17 protein-coding genes are annotated in these 18738 nt (G+C 59.1%); 11 read left to right on the forward strand and 6 right to left on the reverse strand.

Features of this window, described 5'->3' with window-relative positions:
- Positions 1–15 precede the first annotated feature (15 nt).
- Positions 16–1209, reverse strand: a complete 1194-nt coding sequence (gene hmpA / locus LA321_RS09080; RefSeq protein WP_042070456.1) for an NO-inducible flavohemoprotein — start codon at positions 1207–1209, stop codon at positions 16–18.
- 112 nt (positions 1210–1321) lie between these two features.
- On the opposite strand from hmpA, the gene LA321_RS09085 reads away from it, so the two are divergent.
- Entirely contained in the window at positions 1322–1789 is a 468-nt protein-coding gene (locus tag LA321_RS09085) for an Rrf2 family transcriptional regulator (RefSeq protein WP_042070454.1), read from the forward strand.
- A gap of 33 nt (positions 1790–1822) precedes the next feature.
- On the opposite strand, the gene LA321_RS09090 is transcribed toward LA321_RS09085, so the two are convergent.
- Both LA321_RS09090 and LA321_RS09095 read right to left on the reverse strand, forming a co-directional pair.
- Positions 1823–3103: an HlyC/CorC family transporter gene (locus LA321_RS09090; protein ID WP_042070453.1), complete on the reverse strand. Its 1281-nt coding sequence runs from the start codon at positions 3101–3103 to the stop codon at positions 1823–1825.
- Between the two features lie 41 nt (positions 3104–3144).
- Positions 3145–3933, reverse strand: a complete 789-nt coding sequence (locus tag LA321_RS09095) for a cytochrome C assembly family protein (protein ID WP_042070546.1) — start codon at positions 3931–3933, stop codon at positions 3145–3147.
- A 205-nt stretch (positions 3934–4138) separates the two neighbouring features.
- On the opposite strand from LA321_RS09095, the gene ffh reads away from it, so the two are divergent.
- The 5 genes from ffh to rplS all read left to right on the forward strand — a co-directional run bounded on the left by ffh (position 4139) and on the right by rplS (position 7653).
- The gene (ffh, locus tag LA321_RS09100; RefSeq protein ID WP_042026672.1) at positions 4139–5515 is read left to right on the forward strand and encodes a signal recognition particle protein; all 1377 of its coding nucleotides are present in this window, start codon (positions 4139–4141) and stop codon (positions 5513–5515) included.
- Positions 5516–5694: 179 nt separating this feature from the next.
- A complete protein-coding gene (gene rpsP / locus LA321_RS09105; RefSeq protein WP_005308695.1) occupies positions 5695–5943 on the forward strand; it encodes a 30S ribosomal protein S16 in 249 nt (82 codons plus the stop codon).
- Positions 5944–5967: 24 nt separating this feature from the next.
- A complete protein-coding gene (gene rimM / locus LA321_RS09110; RefSeq protein ID WP_042026670.1) occupies positions 5968–6489 on the forward strand; it encodes a ribosome maturation factor RimM in 522 nt (173 codons plus the stop codon).
- Between the two features lie 34 nt (positions 6490–6523).
- Positions 6524–7273, forward strand: a complete 750-nt coding sequence (gene trmD, locus LA321_RS09115) for a tRNA (guanosine(37)-N1)-methyltransferase TrmD (protein WP_005308699.1) — start codon at positions 6524–6526, stop codon at positions 7271–7273.
- Between the two features lie 32 nt (positions 7274–7305).
- Positions 7306–7653: a 50S ribosomal protein L19 gene (rplS, locus tag LA321_RS09120; RefSeq protein WP_005308701.1), complete on the forward strand. Its 348-nt coding sequence runs from the start codon at positions 7306–7308 to the stop codon at positions 7651–7653.
- Positions 7654–7761: 108 nt separating this feature from the next.
- On the opposite strand, the gene LA321_RS09125 is transcribed toward rplS, so the two are convergent.
- Both LA321_RS09125 and mutH read right to left on the reverse strand, forming a co-directional pair.
- Positions 7762–8085, reverse strand: a complete 324-nt coding sequence (locus LA321_RS09125; RefSeq protein ID WP_042070451.1) for an isoamylase early set domain-containing protein — start codon at positions 8083–8085, stop codon at positions 7762–7764.
- A gap of 82 nt (positions 8086–8167) precedes the next feature.
- A complete protein-coding gene (gene mutH, locus LA321_RS09130) occupies positions 8168–8842 on the reverse strand; it encodes a DNA mismatch repair endonuclease MutH (protein WP_042070450.1) in 675 nt (224 codons plus the stop codon).
- Positions 8843–9575: 733 nt separating this feature from the next.
- Here mutH and rppH point away from each other — a divergent pair.
- The 4 genes from rppH to thyA all read left to right on the forward strand — a co-directional run bounded on the left by rppH (position 9576) and on the right by thyA (position 14082).
- A complete protein-coding gene (gene rppH / locus LA321_RS09135) occupies positions 9576–10103 on the forward strand; it encodes an RNA pyrophosphohydrolase (protein WP_042070448.1) in 528 nt (175 codons plus the stop codon).
- Positions 10104–10117: 14 nt separating this feature from the next.
- Entirely contained in the window at positions 10118–12397 is a 2280-nt protein-coding gene (ptsP, locus tag LA321_RS09140) for a phosphoenolpyruvate--protein phosphotransferase (RefSeq protein ID WP_042070447.1), read from the forward strand.
- 66 nt (positions 12398–12463) lie between these two features.
- Entirely contained in the window at positions 12464–13288 is an 825-nt protein-coding gene (gene lgt / locus LA321_RS09145) for a prolipoprotein diacylglyceryl transferase (RefSeq protein ID WP_026457733.1), read from the forward strand.
- Positions 13288–14082 carry a thymidylate synthase gene (gene thyA / locus LA321_RS09150; RefSeq protein ID WP_042070446.1) on the forward strand — a complete coding sequence of 265 codons (795 nt, stop codon included), beginning with the start codon at positions 13288–13290 and terminating at the stop codon, positions 14080–14082. Before lgt ends, thyA begins: the two co-directional genes overlap by 1 nt.
- A gap of 124 nt (positions 14083–14206) precedes the next feature.
- Here thyA and LA321_RS09155 read toward each other — a convergent pair whose 3' ends face one another.
- Entirely contained in the window at positions 14207–14620 is a 414-nt protein-coding gene (locus LA321_RS09155) for a hypothetical protein (RefSeq protein WP_042070445.1), read from the reverse strand.
- A gap of 263 nt (positions 14621–14883) precedes the next feature.
- Here LA321_RS09155 and pulA point away from each other — a divergent pair, with 263 nt between their 5' ends.
- Entirely contained in the window at positions 14884–18579 is a 3696-nt protein-coding gene (gene pulA / locus LA321_RS09160) for a pullulanase-type alpha-1,6-glucosidase (RefSeq protein ID WP_224212254.1), read from the forward strand.
- Positions 18580–18738 lie beyond the last annotated feature (159 nt).

Genomic DNA, 18738 nt, shown 5'->3' on the forward strand with positions numbered 1-18738 from the left:
AGTGTTTAACCCGCCTTACAGATCCTTATGGGGACCAAACACTTCGTAGTGCAGCTGTCCGGCAGGAATGCCCGCCGCGAGCAGCTGATCCTTGATGGATTGCATGAAGCCAAGCGGCCCGCAGAAGTAGTAGTGGGCATCGGGCGCGAGCAGCTCTGCCACCTGAGCCAGATCCATAGTTCCCCGGAAGTCATAATCTTTCCCCTGCTGATCCTGAGCCATCGGCTCCCGGTACCAGACCCGGCTCTGCAGCCTGTCATGCTGCGCGCACTTGTGCCGGATATCCTCCCTGAAGGCGTGCAGATCCCCTCGTTCGCAGGCGTGCAGCCAGCTGATGCTGGCGCCATGGTCTCTGGCCAGCAGATGGTTGAGCATGCTCAGCATGGGAGTGAGGCCCACTCCGCCGGAGATCAGCACCACCGGGGTCGCCTTGTCAGCCTGCAGGAAGAAGTCGCCGGCCGGTGGCATGACGTCGATACTGTCACCGACGTGCAGATGGTCATGCAGCAGGTTGGAGACTTGTCCCTCTGGCTCGCGCTTGACGCTGATGCGGTACTCCCGGCCGTTGGAGGCATCGGAGAGGGAGTACTGGCGGATCTCCTGATACTCGAGCTGGGGGTGAGCCAGCTTGATACTGAGGTATTGCCCCGGTTTGAAGTTCAGCACGGGTTGACCATCCGCCGGAGCCAGCACGAAGGAGGTGATGAGCGCGCTCTCGGCCCGCTTCTCCTTGATAATGAAGGGGCGGGTTCCCTGCCAGCCACCGGCCTGGGCCGCCTTCTCCTGATAGATCTCCCGCTCCCGGCCGATGAAGATGTCGGCCAGTACCCCGTAGGCCTTGCCCCAGGCATCCAGAACCTCGTCAGTGATCGCACTTCCGCCCAATTCTTTGAGCGTGGCCAAGAGATGACTACCCACAATGTGATATTGTTCAGGCTGGATCAGGAACCCCGTGTGCTTATGAGCGATGCGCTCGACCGCACCGGCCAGGGCACCCAGATTGTCGATATTCTTCGCATAGGCGGCCACGGCATTGAACAGTGCCAGCGGTTGGCCGCCACTGCGCTGATGGGCCAGATTGAAGATATCTTTCAATTCCGGGTTATGACTGAACATGCGCTGATAGAAGTGTTGAGTCAGCGCCGGACCTGCCGATTCGAGCAAAGGGATGGTGCTTTTGATGACGGCAACGGTCGTTTGGTCTAGCATAGGGAACCTCTTTCTAATTGAACATATAAAATGTCATTTAATAAATGGCATCCTAGATGTTTATTTGATTTGGATCAACACTTCACTTTTCGCATTGCGCTAATCAGGCTTTATGAGACTAACCAGTTATACAGATTTTGGATTGAGAGCCCTGCTTTATCTGGCCACCCTGCCGGAGGGAGAGCTCTCAAGTGTTGCCAAGGTATCGGTCTTGTACGGCGTGTCACGCAACCACATGGTGAAGGTGGTCAACCAGCTGGTGAAGCTGGGGTATCTGCAATCCCAGCGCGGCAAGAACGGTGGCATTCGCATGGCCTGTGATCCTGCGACCGTCAACATTGGCCAGGTGATCCGGGCGCTGGAGGGAAATCTCGACGGTATCGACTGCAACTCGCCAGCCTGCCACATCGTCTCGGTCTGCCTGTTGAAGAGTGCCCTGAAGGAGGCGATGGATGCCTTCCTGGCGGTGATGGACAGCTACACACTGCAGGATCTGCTGGCCAACCGTGACGAGTTGCAGAAGGTGTTCGGAGAGCTGATCCCGACCCTGGTGCTGGAGCCCGAGGAAGAGGGCGAATAATCACTAAAAAGGGCTGCCAGAGGCAGCCCTTTTTCAATCTTCGTCGTGGGTGTCCGGACGATAGGATGCCGGCATGATCCGCGCCATCTTGACCATGTTGTTCTCCACTTCCAGGATCTCGATGGGATAGCCCGCCAGCCGGATACCGATGTTGGGCTGGGGGATCTCCTCCAGGTATTCGAGGATCAGGCCGTTGAGGGTCCGCGGACCGTCGATGGGCAGCTGCCAGTTCATCTCCTTGTTCAGCTCGCGCACGTTGGCCGAGCCCTCCACCAGGAAGGTGCCATCCGGCTGGGGGTGGATCTCGTCGCTGGGTGCCGGGGTCATGGAGGTGGTGAAGTCACCCACAATCTCTTCCAGGATGTCGTCCAGGGTGATCAGACCCTGGATATCGCCATATTCATCGACGATGAGGCCTATCCGCTCCTTGTTGCGCTGGAACTTGGCCAGCTGCACGTTGAGGGGCGTCCCTTCTGGAATGAAATAGATCTCGTCCACTTCCCGCAGCAGGCTCGACTTGTTGAACTGATCCTTGGCCATCAGGCGCAGGGCGTCGCGAGCGTGCAGGAAGCCCACCACGTCGTCGATGTTGTCGCGATAGAGCAGGATCTTGGTATGGGCGCAGTGGGCCAGCTGGCGCAATATGGTCTTCCAGTCGTCGTTGATGTCGATGGCGTAGATATCATTTCTGGGCACCATGATGTCCTCGACCAGCATCTTGTCGAGATCCAGGATGCTGAGCAGCATCTCCTGGTGGCGCTGGGGGATCAGGTTGCCCGCCTCGTTGACGATAGTGCGCAGCTCCTCGGTATTGAGGGAGTCATCCTTGTTCGGATTGATCTTCAGCATCTTGAGCAGGCCGCTGGTGATACCGTTGATCATCCAGACGAAGGGCGAGAGGGGCACCATCAATCCCTTGAGCACCCAGGAGGCAGGATAGGCGATCTTCTCAGGGAACATGGCCGCCAGGGTCTTGGGGGTGACCTCGCCGAAGACCAGCACCACCAGGGTCAGGCCGAAAGTGGCGACAGCTACCCCGAGATCGCCAAACAGGCGGATACAGACGATGGTGGCGATGGCGGAGGCGAGAATATTGACCAGGTTGTTGCCGATCAGGATCAGCCCCAGCAGGCGATCGGGTCGGGACAGCAGTTGCTCGACGCGGCGTGCTGCCTTGTGTTTGGTCTGTGCCAGATGCCGCAGCTTGTAGCGGTTGATGGACATCAGACCGGTTTCGGAACTGGAGAAGAAGGCGGATAGAAGGATCAAGAAAACGAGAACAATCAGCAATGTGCTCGTTGAGATGCTGTCCAAGAAGGGCTCCTGTGGATGGTGTCGCTAAAGGGGAAAACGGGTCAGCTCAACAGCACTTCTTTGACGAAGCGGCTGCCGAAGTAGGCCAGGGTCAGGATGACGCTGCCAATCAGGCTCAGGGTGATCACCTTGCGGCCGCGCCAGCCATAGGTGTGATGGCCCCACAGCAGCAGTACATAGACGCACCAGGCCAGGATGGAGAGCACGGCCTTGTGGGACTTGCCTTGGGCGAACATATCCTCAAGGAAGAAGAGGCCGGAGGCGATGGAAAGAGTGAGCAGCAACACACCCGCAGAGATGAGCTGGAACAGGCGCTTCTCGACCGTCATCAGGGGCGGCATGGCCGGCAGCTGGCTGATTTTTCTCGATTTCAGCTGCTTGTCCAGACAGGCGAGCTGCAGTGCAAACAGGCAGGCGATCATCAATACCGAATAGGCCATCAGGGCGAGGCCGATGTGCAGCAACAGCTGGGGATGGGCCTCCAGATGGGTGATGTAGCGACCGGGAATGAGGGCGCTGGCGGCCAGCAGCAGGGCCGAGAAGCTGTAGACCACCGGCAGCAGGATCCAGCCGTTGAAGCGGCGGGTGACGCAGGTCATGAAGCAGCTGATGATGAGACTGACCAGCGAGGCCACGTTCAGCATGCTCAGGTTCTGGCCGGAACTCAGTAGCACTTCCGAGCCGAGAGCGCCAGCGTGAGTCATCAGGGCCAGTCCGATGCAGGCGAACAGGGGGCGCTGTCCCACCGGCTTGGCGCTCAGTAACAGATGCAGGGAGGCGACGATGGCCAGCAGATAGAACGCCAGGGCCAGAACAGAGATCACGATCATAACCAGGTCGTTGTTGCACAAGCATTTAGGGATATAAGAGGGGCAGTATACCTTGCACAAGATATGCTCGCCAGTTGTGCTGCCGCCGATCTGCCCATATATAAGGAGGAAGGCGCTTACTGCGACAGTGCGGTGAATAATCGTTCTCGCGCCAGCTCTGGGTTATAATGCCCCCCATTTGTTACGCCAAGAACCGGAATGCGTCATGTTTGAGAATTTGACAGAACGACTCTCGCGCACCTTGCGCAATGTCAGTGGCCGTGGTCGCCTGACCGAAGAGAACATCAAGGATACCCTGCGCGAAGTCCGCATGGCGCTGCTCGAGGCGGACGTCGCCCTGCCGGTGGTGCGTGATTTCGTCGCCCGTGTCAAGGAGCGGGCGGTTGGCCAGGAAGTGGCCAAGTCCCTGAGTCCGGGCCAGGCCTTCATCAAGATTGTCCACGGCGAACTGGTCACCGTGATGGGGGAGGCCAACGAACAGCTCAACCTGGCTGCCCAGCCACCGGCCATCATCCTGATGGCGGGTCTGCAGGGTGCCGGTAAGACCACCACGGTTGGCAAACTGGCCAAGCTGCTCAAGGAACGCAACAAGAAGAAGGTGCTGGTAGTCAGTGCCGACGTCTACCGTCCCGCGGCCATCAAGCAGCTGGAAACACTGGCCGGCGACATCGGCGTCGACTTCTTCCCGAGCGATGCCAGCCAGAAGCCGGTCGATATCGCCAACGCGGCCATCGATCAGGCGCGCAAGAAGTTCTATGACGTGGTGATCGTCGATACCGCCGGTCGTCTGCACGTCGATGGCGAGATGATGGAGGAGATCAAACACCTTCACGCCACCATCAAGCCGGTGGAGACCCTGTTCGTGGTCGACGCCATGACAGGTCAGGATGCCGCCAACACCGCCAAGGCGTTCAACGAGGCGCTGCCGCTCACCGGCGTGATCCTCACCAAGGCGGACGGCGATGCCCGCGGCGGTGCCGCCCTGTCGGTGCGCCACATCACCGGCAAGCCGGTCAAGTTCATCGGTATGGGCGAGAAGACCGACGCGCTGGAGCCGTTCCACCCGGATCGCCTCGCCTCCCGCATCCTCGGCATGGGTGACGTGCTGTCCCTCATCGAGGAGGTGGAGCGTAACGTCGATAAAGAGAAGGCTGCCAAGCTGGCCAGCAAGGTCAAGAGTGGCAAGGGCTTCGATCTGGAAGACTTCCGCGAGCAGCTGGCCCAGATGCGCAACATGGGCGGCATGATGGGGATGCTCGACAAGCTGCCCGGCATGTCCGGCCTGCCGGACAACGTCAAGGATCAGATGGATGACAAGCTCACCGTGCGGATGGAGGCCATCATCAGCTCCATGACACCCAAGGAGCGTGCCCATCCCGACCTCATCAAGGGCTCTCGCAAGCGCCGTATCGCCGCGGGCTCCGGCATGCAGGTGCAGGACGTCAACAAGCTGCTCAAGCAGTTCACCGAGATGCAGCGCATGATGAAGAAGATGTCCGGCAAGGGCGGCATGCGCAAGATGATGAGCCAGATGAAGAACATGCTGCCTCCCGGCTTTGGTGGCGGCCGCGGCCCGTTCTGATCATCCATGCCGTATTGAGAGAGGGTCTGCCAGCGGCAGGCCCTTTTCATTGCTGCTCTGCGCAAAAAATGGCTGGCTTGGTTGCAATTATTACGAATCCAAGTAGAATTATGCGGCTTATTTTAAGCTAGGGTCCGCGTGTTTGCGGGCCTTGTTCATTAGATGTTAATGAGGACGATATGGTAACCATTCGTTTACAACGTGGTGGCGCGAAAAAGCGTCCGTTCTACCAGGTAGTAGTTGCTGACAGCCGTAACGCCCGCGACGGTCGTTTCATCGAGCGCGTTGGTTTCTTCAACCCGGTTGCTTCTGGTAACGCTGAAAAGCTGAACCTGGACCTGGCTCGTATCGAGCATTGGGTTGCTACTGGTGCCGCTGTTTCTGACCGCGTTGCCAAGCTGATCAAAGACGCTGCCAAAGCTGCTTAATCAGCCAGACGGTAAGGAGTTAAGGTGGAAAAACCTGTAGTTCTGGGCACCCTGGGTACCGTTTACGGCATCAAGGGCTGGCTTAAAGTGAACTCCTTCACCGATGTTGCCGAAGCGATTTTCGATTACAACCCCTGGCTGATCAATCAGAACGGGGCGTGGCGTGAAATTCGGGTTTCGTCCTGGAAACGTCACAACAAGGGTCTGATCTGCAAACTCGATGGTATCGACGTGCGCGAGGAAGCCCTGGCATTGACCAATGTCGAGATTGGCGTACCCGCCGATCTGTTGCCTGCGTTGCCCGAGGGCGAGTTCTACTGGCGTGACCTGATTGGTTGCTCGGTAGTGACCACCAAGGGATACGACATGGGCAAGGTGACCGAATTGATGGAAACCGGCTCCAACGATGTGTTGGTGGTTGAGGCCAATGTAAAAGATGCCTTTGGTGCAAAGGAGCGGTTGATTCCGTTCCTGGAAGAGCAGGTGATCAAGAATATTGATCTGACTGCTCGAACAATCGAAGTTGATTGGGATCCTGGTTTCTAGTTTCCCGCGGTAACACGAGTGCCGGAGGTTTCTTATGTGGATTGGGGTGATTAGCCTCTTCCCTGAAATGTTCCGAGCCATTACCGAGCACGGGGTAACGGGTCGGGCCGTCAAGAGTGGCCTGCTGCAGATTGAGTGCTGGAACCCCCGGGACTTTACCCACGACAAGCACCGTACGGTCGATGATCGTCCTTATGGTGGTGGGCCCGGCATGTTAATGATGGTTCAGCCGCTGCGTGACGCGATTCATGCAGCCAAGCAAGCGGCGGGAGACGGGGCGAAAGTCATCTATCTCTCTCCTCAGGGGCGCAAGCTGACTCAAGCTGGCGTAACCGAGTTGGCGACGAATCAGAAACTGATTCTGGTAGCCGGTCGATACGAAGGTATCGATGAACGCGTGATACAAACCGAAGTCGACGAAGAGTGGTCTATCGGGGATTACGTGTTAAGTGGTGGCGAGTTGCCTGCCATGACCCTGATCGATGCGGTTTCGCGTCTGGTCCCTGGGGTTTTGGGTGATCAGGCCAGTGCCGAGCAGGACTCCTTTACGGATGGCTTGCTGGATCATCCCCACTATACTCGGCCGGAGGTGTTGGATGGGCTGGCGGTGCCCGAGGCGCTGACAAGCGGCAATCACGAAGTGATTCGACGCTGGCGTCTCAAGCAATCGCTTGGACGAACCTGGCAAAGAAGGCCGGAACTTATTAACAACCTAGCTCTGACTGACGAGCAAGAATCACTTCTTGCCGAGTATGTCCGCGAAGTGCGTGACAGCGTTAAGTAGAGTTTTCAGTTTATCCTAGGTAAGGAAAGACAATGAGCAAGATTATTCAGCAGCTTGAACAAGAGCAAATGCGTACCGACATCCCGGCTTTTGCCCAGGGCGACACCGTACGTGTTCAAGTTCGTGTTAAAGAAGGTGGTAAAGAGCGTCTGCAGGCTTTCGAAGGCATCGTGATTGCCAAGCGTAACCGCGGTCTGCACTCTGCTTTCACCGTTCGCAAGATCTCCAACGGCGAAGGTGTTGAGCGTGTATTCCAGACTCACTCTCCGCTGATCCACAGTGTAGAACTGAAGCGTCGTGGTGATGTTCGCCGCGCCAAACTGTACTACCTGCGCAACCTGTCCGGTAAAGCTGCTCGTATCAAAGAGAAGCTCAACTAATTCGATTCGAATTGGTGTCGATGTGTCGGCGAAAAGCTCGACAGGTAGTGAAAAGGCTCGCCAATGGCGAGCCTTTTTTGTATCTGCGTCTGAACTGGCGAGGGAGCCTTACTGGTTCACTCGCACCACGGAGTTGTCCCGTCCGAAGGGGCCTGGCACATAGCCATCGGCCTCCCAGTCGTTGTCATAGAGGGTCTCCCCCTCAGGGGTGATGAGCTGGTAGCAATATTCGAAGTAACCGGGTCCGTCGGTGGGCAGGTTGAGGGTGGTCTTGAACTCGCCGCTCTTCATCTTTTTCAGATCGACCGGCTGCCACTGGGTGAATTCGCCCAGCAGGCGAACCTGCTCGGCGCCGGCTGCTGCCTCTTTCTCCACGGCAAAGGTGACTTTGACTTCGGGTTTTGATTTGAGGAATTGCTTGATGAGTGGCATGACGCCTCCTTGTCAGTGAGTACAAAAAATGGCTCCTGCCTATTTTTATACCAGCTTATGACAAGGATGTTGATACAGCTGGTCAAACCGGCAGGGCGAAATGGCGTTGCAGCAGGCCGTGGGTAAAGTTGATCTTGAGATAGAAGCCCCGTGGCAGCGTCATGATGGGCTGACCATCACGGCCGATGGCCCGGGTCAGCGCCTTGTTGTTGGCCGCCTTGGGTCGCAGTTGCATCACCTGGCCGTGGCGAGCACTGATCTGCTCCACTTCTCCCAGCACTATCATGTCCATCAGCTCTTCCCAATCCTGACGCAGCAGTCGATCTTCCTCTTCGTTCGGGCTCCACATCAGCGGCATACCGACTCTGCGCTCCCCGATGGGGATCTCCCTGCTACCTTCCACCGGGATCCAGAGTACCCGTGACAATTTGTTGCGCACGTTCGATTCCTCCCAGCGCTGGCCGGTAACACCGATCAACGGGGCAACGCAGACGAAGGTGGTTTCCAGCGGTTTGCCCTGAGGATCGATGGGGATCGTCTTGAGCTCGATCCCGAGATCCGGGAAGTCCTGCTCCGGCTTGCTGCCGGCACTGGCACCCAGCTGCCATTCGATCAGCTGGCCGACCCAGCCCTTGTCCCGGCGCAGATCCCCGGGAACGGCTATGCCCGCCTGTGCTGCCAGCTGGGCCAGCGTGAACCCTGCCATGGCATAGGCGCGGGCCAGCAACTCCTGCTCGGACTGGGGATTGGTCGGCATACTTGGTTCCATCTTGTTCGTTCTCTCCTCGCCAGCCTGGATCCAGAGAAGGATCGCTGTTTTTATAGCCGATCCTGCATGGAGACGGGCAAATGGGGATAATTTGGCTGTTATCAGCACATCTCAATGATTTTAAAGGGTTTTGGTTATTTTATCGAGGCCAGTAAAGAGTGGCTTTTTAGCTTGAAACAGTTGTCCAAGGGTTTGCGCCTGATGTTGCACACAGTTATCCACAGAAATCTTGGATAAGTAAATGGAACTGGGATGAGTCGCCGAGATGTTACAAAAAAATGTGAATGCCGCCCCATTTTTACAGGGGAAAACGGGCAGATAGTGTGCCACTCCTGTGGATAATTTGGTCGTGGTGGATCTTTGAACAGTTGGACTTGTTCACAATCCATGGCATGGATCCTGCGGGGTCGCCATCGAGGATCCAGAACCACTATTTTACATTTAACTATATGTATAATAATGTTTTTACTTGTTGTCTACGGGATGTGGATATACCGTTGGCATTTTTACTCATCATCAAAAAGTACTGTATATACCCGTTTACTAACAGCTTTATGCACAGTCTGGGTGGGCAACTTGCCATCGCAGATCCTGGGATTTGTTTATAAGTATGTTTGAAATTGAAAGTTATTCATGAAACGGGGGATTCACTCCTTGTTTGCTGCCACGGGGTGAATGTGGAACAATCTCTTTATAGATTCAGCCTTTATAAGGTGATCACGTGATTGATGGCGACGGATTTCGTCCCAATGTCGGTATCGTGATCTGTAACCGTGACGGACAAGTATTGTGGGCTAAACGCTATGGGCAGCACTCCTGGCAGTTCCCGCAGGGGGGGGTTGATGATGGTGAATCGCCGGAACAGGCCATGTATCGAGAGCTGTATGAGGAGATTGGCCTCAAGCCCGAAGATGTGACCATATTGGCCACCAGTCGTAACTGGCTAAAGTATCGTTTACCCAAGCGTCTCGTCCGTTGGGACAGTTCACCGGTCTGTATTGGCCAAAAACAAAAATGGTTCCTGTTGCAGCTGAATTCGGGCAGGGAGTCCCGGATCCAGTTTGGCTGTCATGGCCATCCCGAATTCGATGATTGGCGCTGGGTCAGCTTCTGGTACCCGGTGCGCCAGGTTGTCTCGTTCAAACGGGAGGTTTATCGTCGGGTCATGAAGGAATTTGCCCCGCTGGCGATGCCGGTCGCGGCAACCCAGGTCAACAAGAAGGATGGGCGGCGCCATCGCGCACGCTAAGGAGCACAGATTAGTTGTTAACGGAACTGAGACGTATCGTCGAGAGCATGGCCGAGGCCAATACCCTCGAGCAAGCCCTGCAGGCCCTGGTCAGCCAGACCCGGCATGCCATGAAGGTGGACTGCTGCTCCGTCTATGTCTCGGAACCCGACATGCGCCGCTACCGGCTGGCGGCCACCGATGGTCTGGCCCCCTCTGCCGTTGGCAAGGTCACCCTACCCTTCGAGCAGGGCATCGTCGGTCTGGTGGGTCAGCGTGAAGAGCTGATCAACCTGGCCGATGCCCCCGCACACCCCAGCTTCAAGTTTCTGCCCGATGTGGCCGAGGAGGCGTTTCGCTCCTTCCTCGGCGCTCCCATTATGCATCAGCGCCAGGTGGTCGGCATCCTGGTGGCACAGCAAAAAGAGAGTCGCCGTTTCGATGAGGGGGAAGAGTCCTTCATGGTCACCCTGGCGGCCCAGCTGGCGGCGCGCATCGCCCAGGCCCAGGCCAAGGGGTGGTTGCAGAAGACCGACTGGAGCAAGCCCCTGCGCGGCATCGCCGGGGCCAGCGGCATCGCCATGGCCAAGGCCTGGGTGTGGCGGCCCCGCAAAGCGCTCAACTCCATCACCCCGCGCAAGGATGAGGAGCACGGCAAGCAGCTGGCTCGGCTGGAAGAAGCGGTGGAGGAGGTGCGCCACGATCTGGAGAGCCTGGCGCTGCGCTTTCGCGAGAGCTACAGCCAGGACTCGGTGGCGATCTTCGATATCTACCTGCACCTGCTGAACGATCCCGGCTACATCAAGCCGATCCGCAACAAGGTGAGCAAGGAGCACTGGACGGCGGTCTCGGCGGTCAAGATCATTAGCGATCGCCTGATCGAGCAGTTCAAGGGGATGAAGGATCCCTATCTGCAGGAGCGCGCCGCTGATGTGAAGGATATCGCCCTGCGCCTCATCAGCCGACTGGTGCAAAACGAACCGGAACATATCTCCATCGGTGAACCCGTGGTGCTGGTCGCCGATGAGGTGACCGCCACCATACTGGCCGAAGTCCCGCGCGAGTTTCTGAGCGGTGTGGTCTCCCTCAAGGGGGGCACTAACTCCCACGCCGCCATCCTGGCTCGTGCCATGGGGGTGGCTGCCATCATGGGGGTGGATCTGCCGCTCGGCGACATCGGCGGCCGCATGCTGGTGGTCGACGGCTACAGCGGCGATCTCTTCATCGAGCCCAACCAGGTGATCCTCACCGAGTATCGCCAGCTGCTCAATGAGGAGCGGGCCCTCGATACTCTGGTGCGCAGCGTCGACAACCAGCCGTCAGAAACCGCCGATGGCACCCCCGTCTCCCTGCTGCTCAACGCCGGCCTCAGCGCCGATACCGAGATAGCCCTCAATCATCTGGCGGACGGGGTCGGTCTCTATCGCACCGAGATCCCCTTCATGCTGCAGGACAGCTTCCCGTCAGAGTGGGAGCAAACCGCCCGCTATCGCGGCATCCTGGAGACTTACCGTAATCGCCCCGTCTGCATGCGGACCCTGGACGTAGGGGGCGACAAGCAGCTGCCCTATTTCCCCATCGTCGAGGAGAATCCCTTCCTTGGCTGGCGGGGGATCCGGCTTACCCTGGATCACCCCGAGCTGTTCCTGGTGCAGCTCAAGGCGATGCTGCGGGCCAGCGAAGGGCTCGACAATCTGGCCATCATGCTGCCGATGATCAGCAGCGTGAACGAGATCAAGGCCTCCCGCCGCCTGCTGGATCAGGCCTGGCGGGAAGTGTCGGAAGAGGCGGCCGGCCGGGGAGCCGAGATCCGCTACCCCAGTCTCGGGGTGATGATAGAGGTGCCCTCCGCCCTCTATATCCTGCCGGAGATGGCGCCGCTCATCGACTTCTGGTCGGTGGGCAGCAACGACCTGACCCAGTACCTGCTGGCGGTGGATCGCAACAACGCCCGGGTTGCCAGCATCTATGACGCCTTCCATCCGGCGGTGATCCGCGCCCTGCAGCTGCTGTCCGATGCCTCTCGCCGCTACCACAAGCCGGTCTCGGTCTGTGGCGAACTGGCCGGGGATCCGGTCGGCGTGCTCCTGCTGCTGGCTATGGGCTATCGCCGCTTCAGCATGAACACCCACAACATCGCCCGCATCAAGTACGTGCTGCGCCAGTCCCGGCTGGATGAGCTGACTACGCTGCTGGCGGACGGCCTCAAGCACGACAATCCCCACATGCTGCGCGGCCTGTTTGCCCGCTATCTGGAAGAGCATGGGCTGGGCGGTTTGTTGCGGGCCGGCCACAAGGTCAAGTTGCCCGATTGATATTCAGTCTTGTTCCCGCTGGCAATTGATCGGAGAATGCGGCTTTTCTTATGACTGGGGCCGCTTATGCAGCACGACGGATATTGGGTTTTCTCGCAGATTGATCCCGTAGCATTCAGTTTGGGACCACTATCGGTACGCTGGTATGGTCTCATGTACCTGTTCGGCTTCGCGTTTGCCATGTGGTTGGCGGGGCGCCGCGCCGCCCAGCCGGGCAGTGGCTGGACCCGTGACGAGGTCTCCGATCTGCTGTTTTACGGTTTTCTCGGGGTGATCCTGGGTGGCCGAGTCGGCTATGTCCTGTTCTACAACTTCGATCTCTTCCTCGCGGATCCGACCTATCTGTTCAAGATCTGGACCGGTGGCATGTCGTTCCACGGTGGCCTCATCGGCGTCATCACCGCCATGATCTGGTTTGCCCACAAGACCAGGCGCCACTTCTTCACCGTGGCCGATTTCGTGGCGCCGCTCATTCCGTTTGGTCTCGGGGTCGGCCGCATCGGCAACTTCCTCAACGGCGAGCTGTGGGGCCGGATCACCGATGTGCCCTGGGCCATTATCTTCCCGGAGGCGGGCCCGGAGCCGCGCCACCCGTCCCAGCTCTACCAGTTCGCCCTGGAAGGGGTGGTGCTGTTCATCATCCTCAACCTGTTCTGGCGCAAGCATCCGCCGCGCGGTGCCATCTCCGGCATGTTCCTGCTGTTCTACGGCCTGTTCCGTTTCCTGGTGGAGTTTGTGCGCCAACCGGACAGCCAGCTGGGTCTCTACTTCAACGAGATCAGCATGGGCCAGATCCTGTCCACCCCGATGATCCTCATCGGAGCTCTGATGATTTGGGCCGCCTACAAGCGCCCGCAGTTGTTTGGTAATGCCGTGAAGGAGGCAAAATAATGAGAGCGTATCTCGACCTGATGCAGAAGATCCTGGATGAGGGCACCGTCAAGTCCGACCGTACCGGCACCGGCACCGTCTCCCTGTTCGGCCATCAGATGCGCTTCAACCTGGCCGAAGGCTTCCCGCTGGTGACCACCAAGAAGTGCCACCTGCGCTCCATCATTCACGAGCTGCTCTGGTTCCTCAACGGCGACACCAATACCGCCTATCTGAAAGAGAATGGCGTCAGTATCTGGGACGAGTGGGCCGACGAGAACGGCGATCTGGGCCCGGTCTACGGCGCCCAGTGGCGCTCTTGGCCGACCGCCGACGGTGGCGTGGTGGATCAGATCCAGAAGGCGGTGGACGACATCAAGCACAATCCGGATTCCCGTCGCATCATCGTCTCCGCCTGGAACGTGGGCGAACTGGACAAGATGGCGCTGGCTCCCTGCCACGCCTTCTTCCAGTTCTATGTGGCGGACGGCAAACTCTCCTGCCAGCTCTACCAGCGCAGCTGCGATGTCTTCCTCGGCCTGCCGTTCAACATCGCCAGCTACGCTCTGCTGACCCACATGATGGCCCAGCAGTGTGGTCTGGAAGTGGGCGACTTCGTCTGGACCGGCGGCGACGTGCACCTCTACTCCAACCACATGGAGCAGACCGCGCTGCAGCTCACCCGCAAGCCGCGCCCGCTGCCGACCCTGGTGATCAAGCGCAAGCCGGACTCCATCTTCGACTACCAGTTCGAGGACTTCGAGATCCAGGGTTACGATCCCCATCCAGGTATCAAGGCGCCCGTCGCCATCTGATCCCGGCCCGAGCCTTGTCGATGCCAGTCAGTGAATGCTGACTGGCATTTTTCTTTGGTCGGACGGCGCTCTTTGCTCCGTTTAGTCGCGCTTTTCCTGCTTATGGTGGAATGAGGCCCCGGCCTCAATGGGTGTGGCCGTTGTTTTCCGGCTCGGGCTTGTGCTGCCAGATGGCCCCCAGCAGCAGCTTGAGCAGCAGCCCGGGCGGGTTGTCCAGCAGCTTGCCCGACTCCAGCAACAGCTGGCCATCGGCGCGAAAGCCGAGGCTGGCATCTATGGTCTCATCCTCCGTGACCACCTGGATCAGCCCATGCAGAGCGCCCCGCTCTCCCGGTTGGCAATGCAGGCGCAGCTCGCGGGGCTCTCCCAGCAGGGTGAAGGCGCGACTCAGGGGAGGGGAATCTTCATAGTCCGGCCAGCTGAAGAACTGGTACTGCTCGGCGAGCGTGCCCGCCTGCTGGCAAAACTGGTCGAACAGCTGGGCAATGGCCTGGTACTCCTGATCAAGCTGTCTGGCTTGTTCCTCAATCCTTTTCATCCCTTGCTCCTTGTATATCCACTTGATCGGAAATGGTTTTTCTGACCCTGTGACAGGCATTTTCTAGATATGGAGCCAAATGCCGGAAAGGTCTGTGAGCCGGATCCAAGTTTCAGTTTGAAAACGTTATCTTGTTGAAACTGGTCGGTTTTTTTGCCCACCCGCTCACATTTGAAACGATTGTCGCTGATTAATATGGCACCACCTGGCAACGACCGGGTGCTCGACTATCGAGACTAACTACAGCGGGAATTATAAAAATCATGGATATGAAAAAGACCAAGGTGGCGCTGGCAACAGCCTCACTGCTCGTGCTTTTGTCTGGCTGTAATGACAACGGCTCTACCACCCCTGATGTGCCTACCAACCCCGAGATCCCTACCAACCCGGATGTGACCGTCCCTCCCGGCACCGAGGACGGGCCTGTCGCCCGTCTGCCCAAGGTGCAGGCCCCCGCCGAATTGCTGATGGCGGGTGACAATCAGGCGGTCATCGCTCTGGTGGATACCCAGACCAGTGCCGCCCGCGGGGTGGATGGCCCCTTCGCCAGTCATAGTCTTCATCTCTGGAACAACGAAGCTTGTTCCGCCACTGCCGATAGCGGTCTGAATGGCGGTTGGGATGACAAGAGCAATACGCCGACGGCGGCCGACAGCTTTGGCCCTGCCTGGGTGATCCCGCTGGCCAAGGTGGAAGGGTGCATCAACTTTATCGCCCGGGATGGTTCCCTCGGCAACCTGACCGGCGCCGATATGAAGGTAGTCTTCAGCGATCATCCGGATCGCACCGTGGCCATCGTTGCCGGCAAGAACGAGATCTTCGACAGCCGGGCCGATGCCTTCACCGCCGCCTTCGGCGTTGCCGGAGCCAGCGCCCACCTGATCGACGGCAACACCTTGATCTGGCAGGGGGGCAAGGACAAGCCTCACGTTCGCCTCTACTACACAGAGTCGGGCACCATCGAGGCCAATGCCGACGGGGTATTCGACTTCCCCTATATCAGCCTGACCCCGACCAGCCTGACGGCGGAGCAGCAGGCCAGGTATCCGCATCTCAAAGATGCCGCCGCCTTTGCCCTGCCGGCCGGGAAAGATCTCAAGCCCCTGCTCAAGGGGGAGCTGGTGGCCATCGGCACCGATGCCGAGGGCATCCTGCAGGGAGCAACCTTGGTGCAGAGCGCCGGCGCCCTTGATGCTCTCTATAGCGATGCGGCGAGCAAGCTCGACTATGGCGCCATCGTTGAGGGGGGCAATGTCACCTTCCGGCTGTGGGCGCCGACCGCCAGAATGGTCAAGCTGGCGCTGTTTGACGAGCAGCACAAGTCGCTGGGCGAGCGTGCCATGACCCTGGACGAGGCCTGCGGCAGCTGGAGCGTGCAGGGTGGCAGTGAGCTGGTGGGCAAGTTCTACCGCTACGACATCCAGGTCTATCACCCGGTCAGCCGCAAGCTGGAGTCCTATCAGGTGACCGACCCCTATTCCCTGAGCCTGGCGATGAACTCCGAGTTCAGCCAGGTGGTGGATCTCGACGATCCGGCCCTCAAGCCGGCCGGCTGGGACGAGCTAAAGGCTCCCCACAGCCAGCAGAACCCGGCTGACATCATCATCTACGAGGCCCATGTCCGCGATCTGACCGGCAACGACGACTCGACCCCGGCGGAGCACCGCGGCAAGTTCCTCGGCCTGGCCGAGAGTGATACGGTACCGGTCAGGCACCTGCAATCCCTGGCGCAGAGCGGCGTCAGCCACCTGCACCTGCTGCCGGTGTTCGACATCGCCACCGTCAACGAAGACCCGGCCAAGGTCGCCAACATCGGCGACGACTTTGGCAAGCTGTGCCAGGTCAATCCCGAGGTGCAGAACTCCAAGTTCGCCGGCTACTGCAGCAGCGGCCAGACCATCGAAGCCGTGCTCGGCGATCTGCAAGGGAGCGACAGCAAGGAGAACCCGCAGGTGCAGGAGCTCTACGGCTATCTGCGCGGCGTCGACTCCTTCAACTGGGGTTATGATCCTTATCACTACACGGCGCCGGAAGGCTCCTATGCCACCAACGCCGAGGGCAGCCAGCGCATCTTGGAGTTTCGCGAAATGGTCAAGGCCATCAAGCAGAACATCGGCATGAACGTGGTGATGGACGTGGTCTACAACCACACCAACGAGGCAGGCCTGGGGCCCAAGTCGGTGCTCGACAAGATAGTGCCCTGGTACTATCAGCGCCTCAATCCGGAGACCGGCTCGGTCGAGAACTCCACCTGCTGCTCCAACACGGCGCCGGAACACGCCATGTTCGCCAAGCTGGTGGATGACTCCCTGGTGACCTGGGCTCGCGACTACAAGATCGATGCCTTCCGCTTCGACCTGATGGGCCATCACCCGAAAGATCAGATAGTGCAGGCGCTGGCGGCGGTGAAGAAGGTCAACCCCGAGATCTACTTCTACGGCGAGGGGTGGAACTTCGGTGAGGTGCAGGATGACAAGCGCTTCGTGCAGGCGACCCAGAAGCACCTGGCCGGGACCGGCATCGGATCCTTCTCGGATCGGTTGCGGGATGCGGTGCGCGGCGGCAGTCCGTTCGACGGTGGCGATACTATTCGCAAGACTCAGGGTTTTGGCAACGGCGCCTTTGTGGATGCCAATGAGCTGGATGGCGTCGAGCTGGCCACCGCTTTGCATCAGGCCGATCTGGTGCGTCTCGGCATGGCCGGCAACCTCAAGGAGTTCGTGCTGACCGACAAGGATGGCATCCCGATGAAGGGGGCCGAGATCGACTATAACGGTCAGCCTGCCGGTTATGCCCAGGATCCGACCGAGATCCAGAACTATGTCTCCAAGCATGACAACCAGACCCTGTTCGACAACCTGATCTACAAGGCGCCGGCGGGAGCCGATCTGGTGCGGATGCAGGGGGTATCGCTGGCTACCGCCATGCTGGGGCAGGGCATTCCCTTCACCCACGCCGGCGTCGAGTTGCTGCGCTCCAAGTCCATGGAGCGGGACAGCTACGACTCGGGGGACTGGTACAACCGGGTCGATTACACCCTGGCTGACAACAACTTTGACAAGGGATTGCCGCGCAAGGATAAGGATGGCGACAACTATCCGCTGATCGATCAGGTGCTCGGCCAGCATGCCAAGCCGAGCGGTGCCGACATGGCGACCATGGTGGGCTTCTACCAGGAGCTGGCCAGGCTGCGTCAATCTTCTCGTCTGCTGCGTCTGGGCAGTGGGGCCGAAGTGATCAAGCGGGTTGATTTTCGCAATACCGGACCGGATCAGGTGCCCGGCCTCATCGTGATGACGGTGGATGACGGCATGGCCGCCGGTGCGGATCTGGATCCGGCCATTGACGGTCTGGTGGTGATGATCAACGCCACCAACCAGAGCCGGAGCATCGGTGATTTCCGCGACGGGGCGGATCAGCCCATCGATCTCGCCGCTCTGGTGCTGAGCCCGGCTCACGACCGCAGTGACAGCATAGCCCGCGGGGCAGCGGTGTCCGGTGGCCAGTTGACGCTGGGTGCCTGGTCTGCCGCCGTGTTCGTCAAGCCCCAGAGCGGGGCCCAGGGCACGGGGCTGCCAGTCGGCAAGAAGACGGATCTCAGTACGCTGCCACCCTTTGGCATGACCAGTGTCTTCGTGCGTGGCTTCCTCGGCCAGTGGGATCCCGTCAACCAGCTGACCTTCAGTGGCAACTATGTATATGAGTTGACCATGCCGGTTGCCGAGGCGCAGCTGGGTGAGACGCCCCTGAAGATTGCGGATGCCAGCTGGGGAGCGCTCAATTACGGCAAGTGTGAGGCCACCGATGTGCTGGCGACGGCGGCACCGCTTACCCTGTGCAAGGGAGGGGGTGATATCGGCATGACGCTGGACAAGGCGGGCAGCTACCGGTTTGTCCTGAATGCCATGGACAAGGAGCATCCGACCCTGAGCGTCAGCGTGACCGAGTCCGCGGGGTAAGCAGACCCATAGAGTCCGGGGGATGGCTCGGCGTCCCCGGGTTGAATTCCACCTCGCCAAGGGTGGGATAATCCCGAGAGAGTAAGCAAAGCGCGACTGCCGAGCGGCAGGCGCGCTTTTTCTATGTCGTCGTCCGATAAATGGGCAAAGAAAAGCCGC

Source organism: Aeromonas enteropelogenes, from assembly GCF_020097295.1.
Classification (GTDB): domain Bacteria; phylum Pseudomonadota; class Gammaproteobacteria; order Enterobacterales; family Aeromonadaceae; genus Aeromonas; species Aeromonas enteropelogenes.

Excerpts from the sequence above, each read along its gene's own strand:
- hmpA (WP_042070456.1), bottom strand. The coding sequence starts at position 1,209 with ATGCTAGACCAAACGACCGTTGCCGTCATCAAAAGCACCATCCCTTTG.
- LA321_RS09085 (WP_042070454.1), top strand. The coding sequence starts at position 1,322 with ATGAGACTAACCAGTTATACAGATTTTGGATTGAGAGCCCTGCTTTAT.
- LA321_RS09095 (WP_042070546.1), bottom strand. The coding sequence starts at position 3,933 with ATGATCGTGATCTCTGTTCTGGCCCTGGCGTTCTATCTGCTGGCCATC.
- ffh (WP_042026672.1), top strand. The coding sequence starts at position 4,139 with ATGTTTGAGAATTTGACAGAACGACTCTCGCGCACCTTGCGCAATGTC.
- rpsP (WP_005308695.1), top strand. The coding sequence starts at position 5,695 with ATGGTAACCATTCGTTTACAACGTGGTGGCGCGAAAAAGCGTCCGTTC.
- trmD (WP_005308699.1), top strand. The coding sequence starts at position 6,524 with ATGTGGATTGGGGTGATTAGCCTCTTCCCTGAAATGTTCCGAGCCATT.
- rplS (WP_005308701.1), top strand. The coding sequence starts at position 7,306 with ATGAGCAAGATTATTCAGCAGCTTGAACAAGAGCAAATGCGTACCGAC.
- LA321_RS09125 (WP_042070451.1), bottom strand. The coding sequence starts at position 8,085 with ATGCCACTCATCAAGCAATTCCTCAAATCAAAACCCGAAGTCAAAGTC.
- mutH (WP_042070450.1), bottom strand. The coding sequence starts at position 8,842 with ATGCCGACCAATCCCCAGTCCGAGCAGGAGTTGCTGGCCCGCGCCTAT.
- lgt (WP_026457733.1), top strand. The coding sequence starts at position 12,464 with ATGCAGCACGACGGATATTGGGTTTTCTCGCAGATTGATCCCGTAGCA.
- thyA (WP_042070446.1), top strand. The coding sequence starts at position 13,288 with ATGAGAGCGTATCTCGACCTGATGCAGAAGATCCTGGATGAGGGCACC.
- LA321_RS09155 (WP_042070445.1), bottom strand. The coding sequence starts at position 14,620 with ATGAAAAGGATTGAGGAACAAGCCAGACAGCTTGATCAGGAGTACCAG.
- pulA (WP_224212254.1), top strand. The coding sequence starts at position 14,884 with ATGGATATGAAAAAGACCAAGGTGGCGCTGGCAACAGCCTCACTGCTC.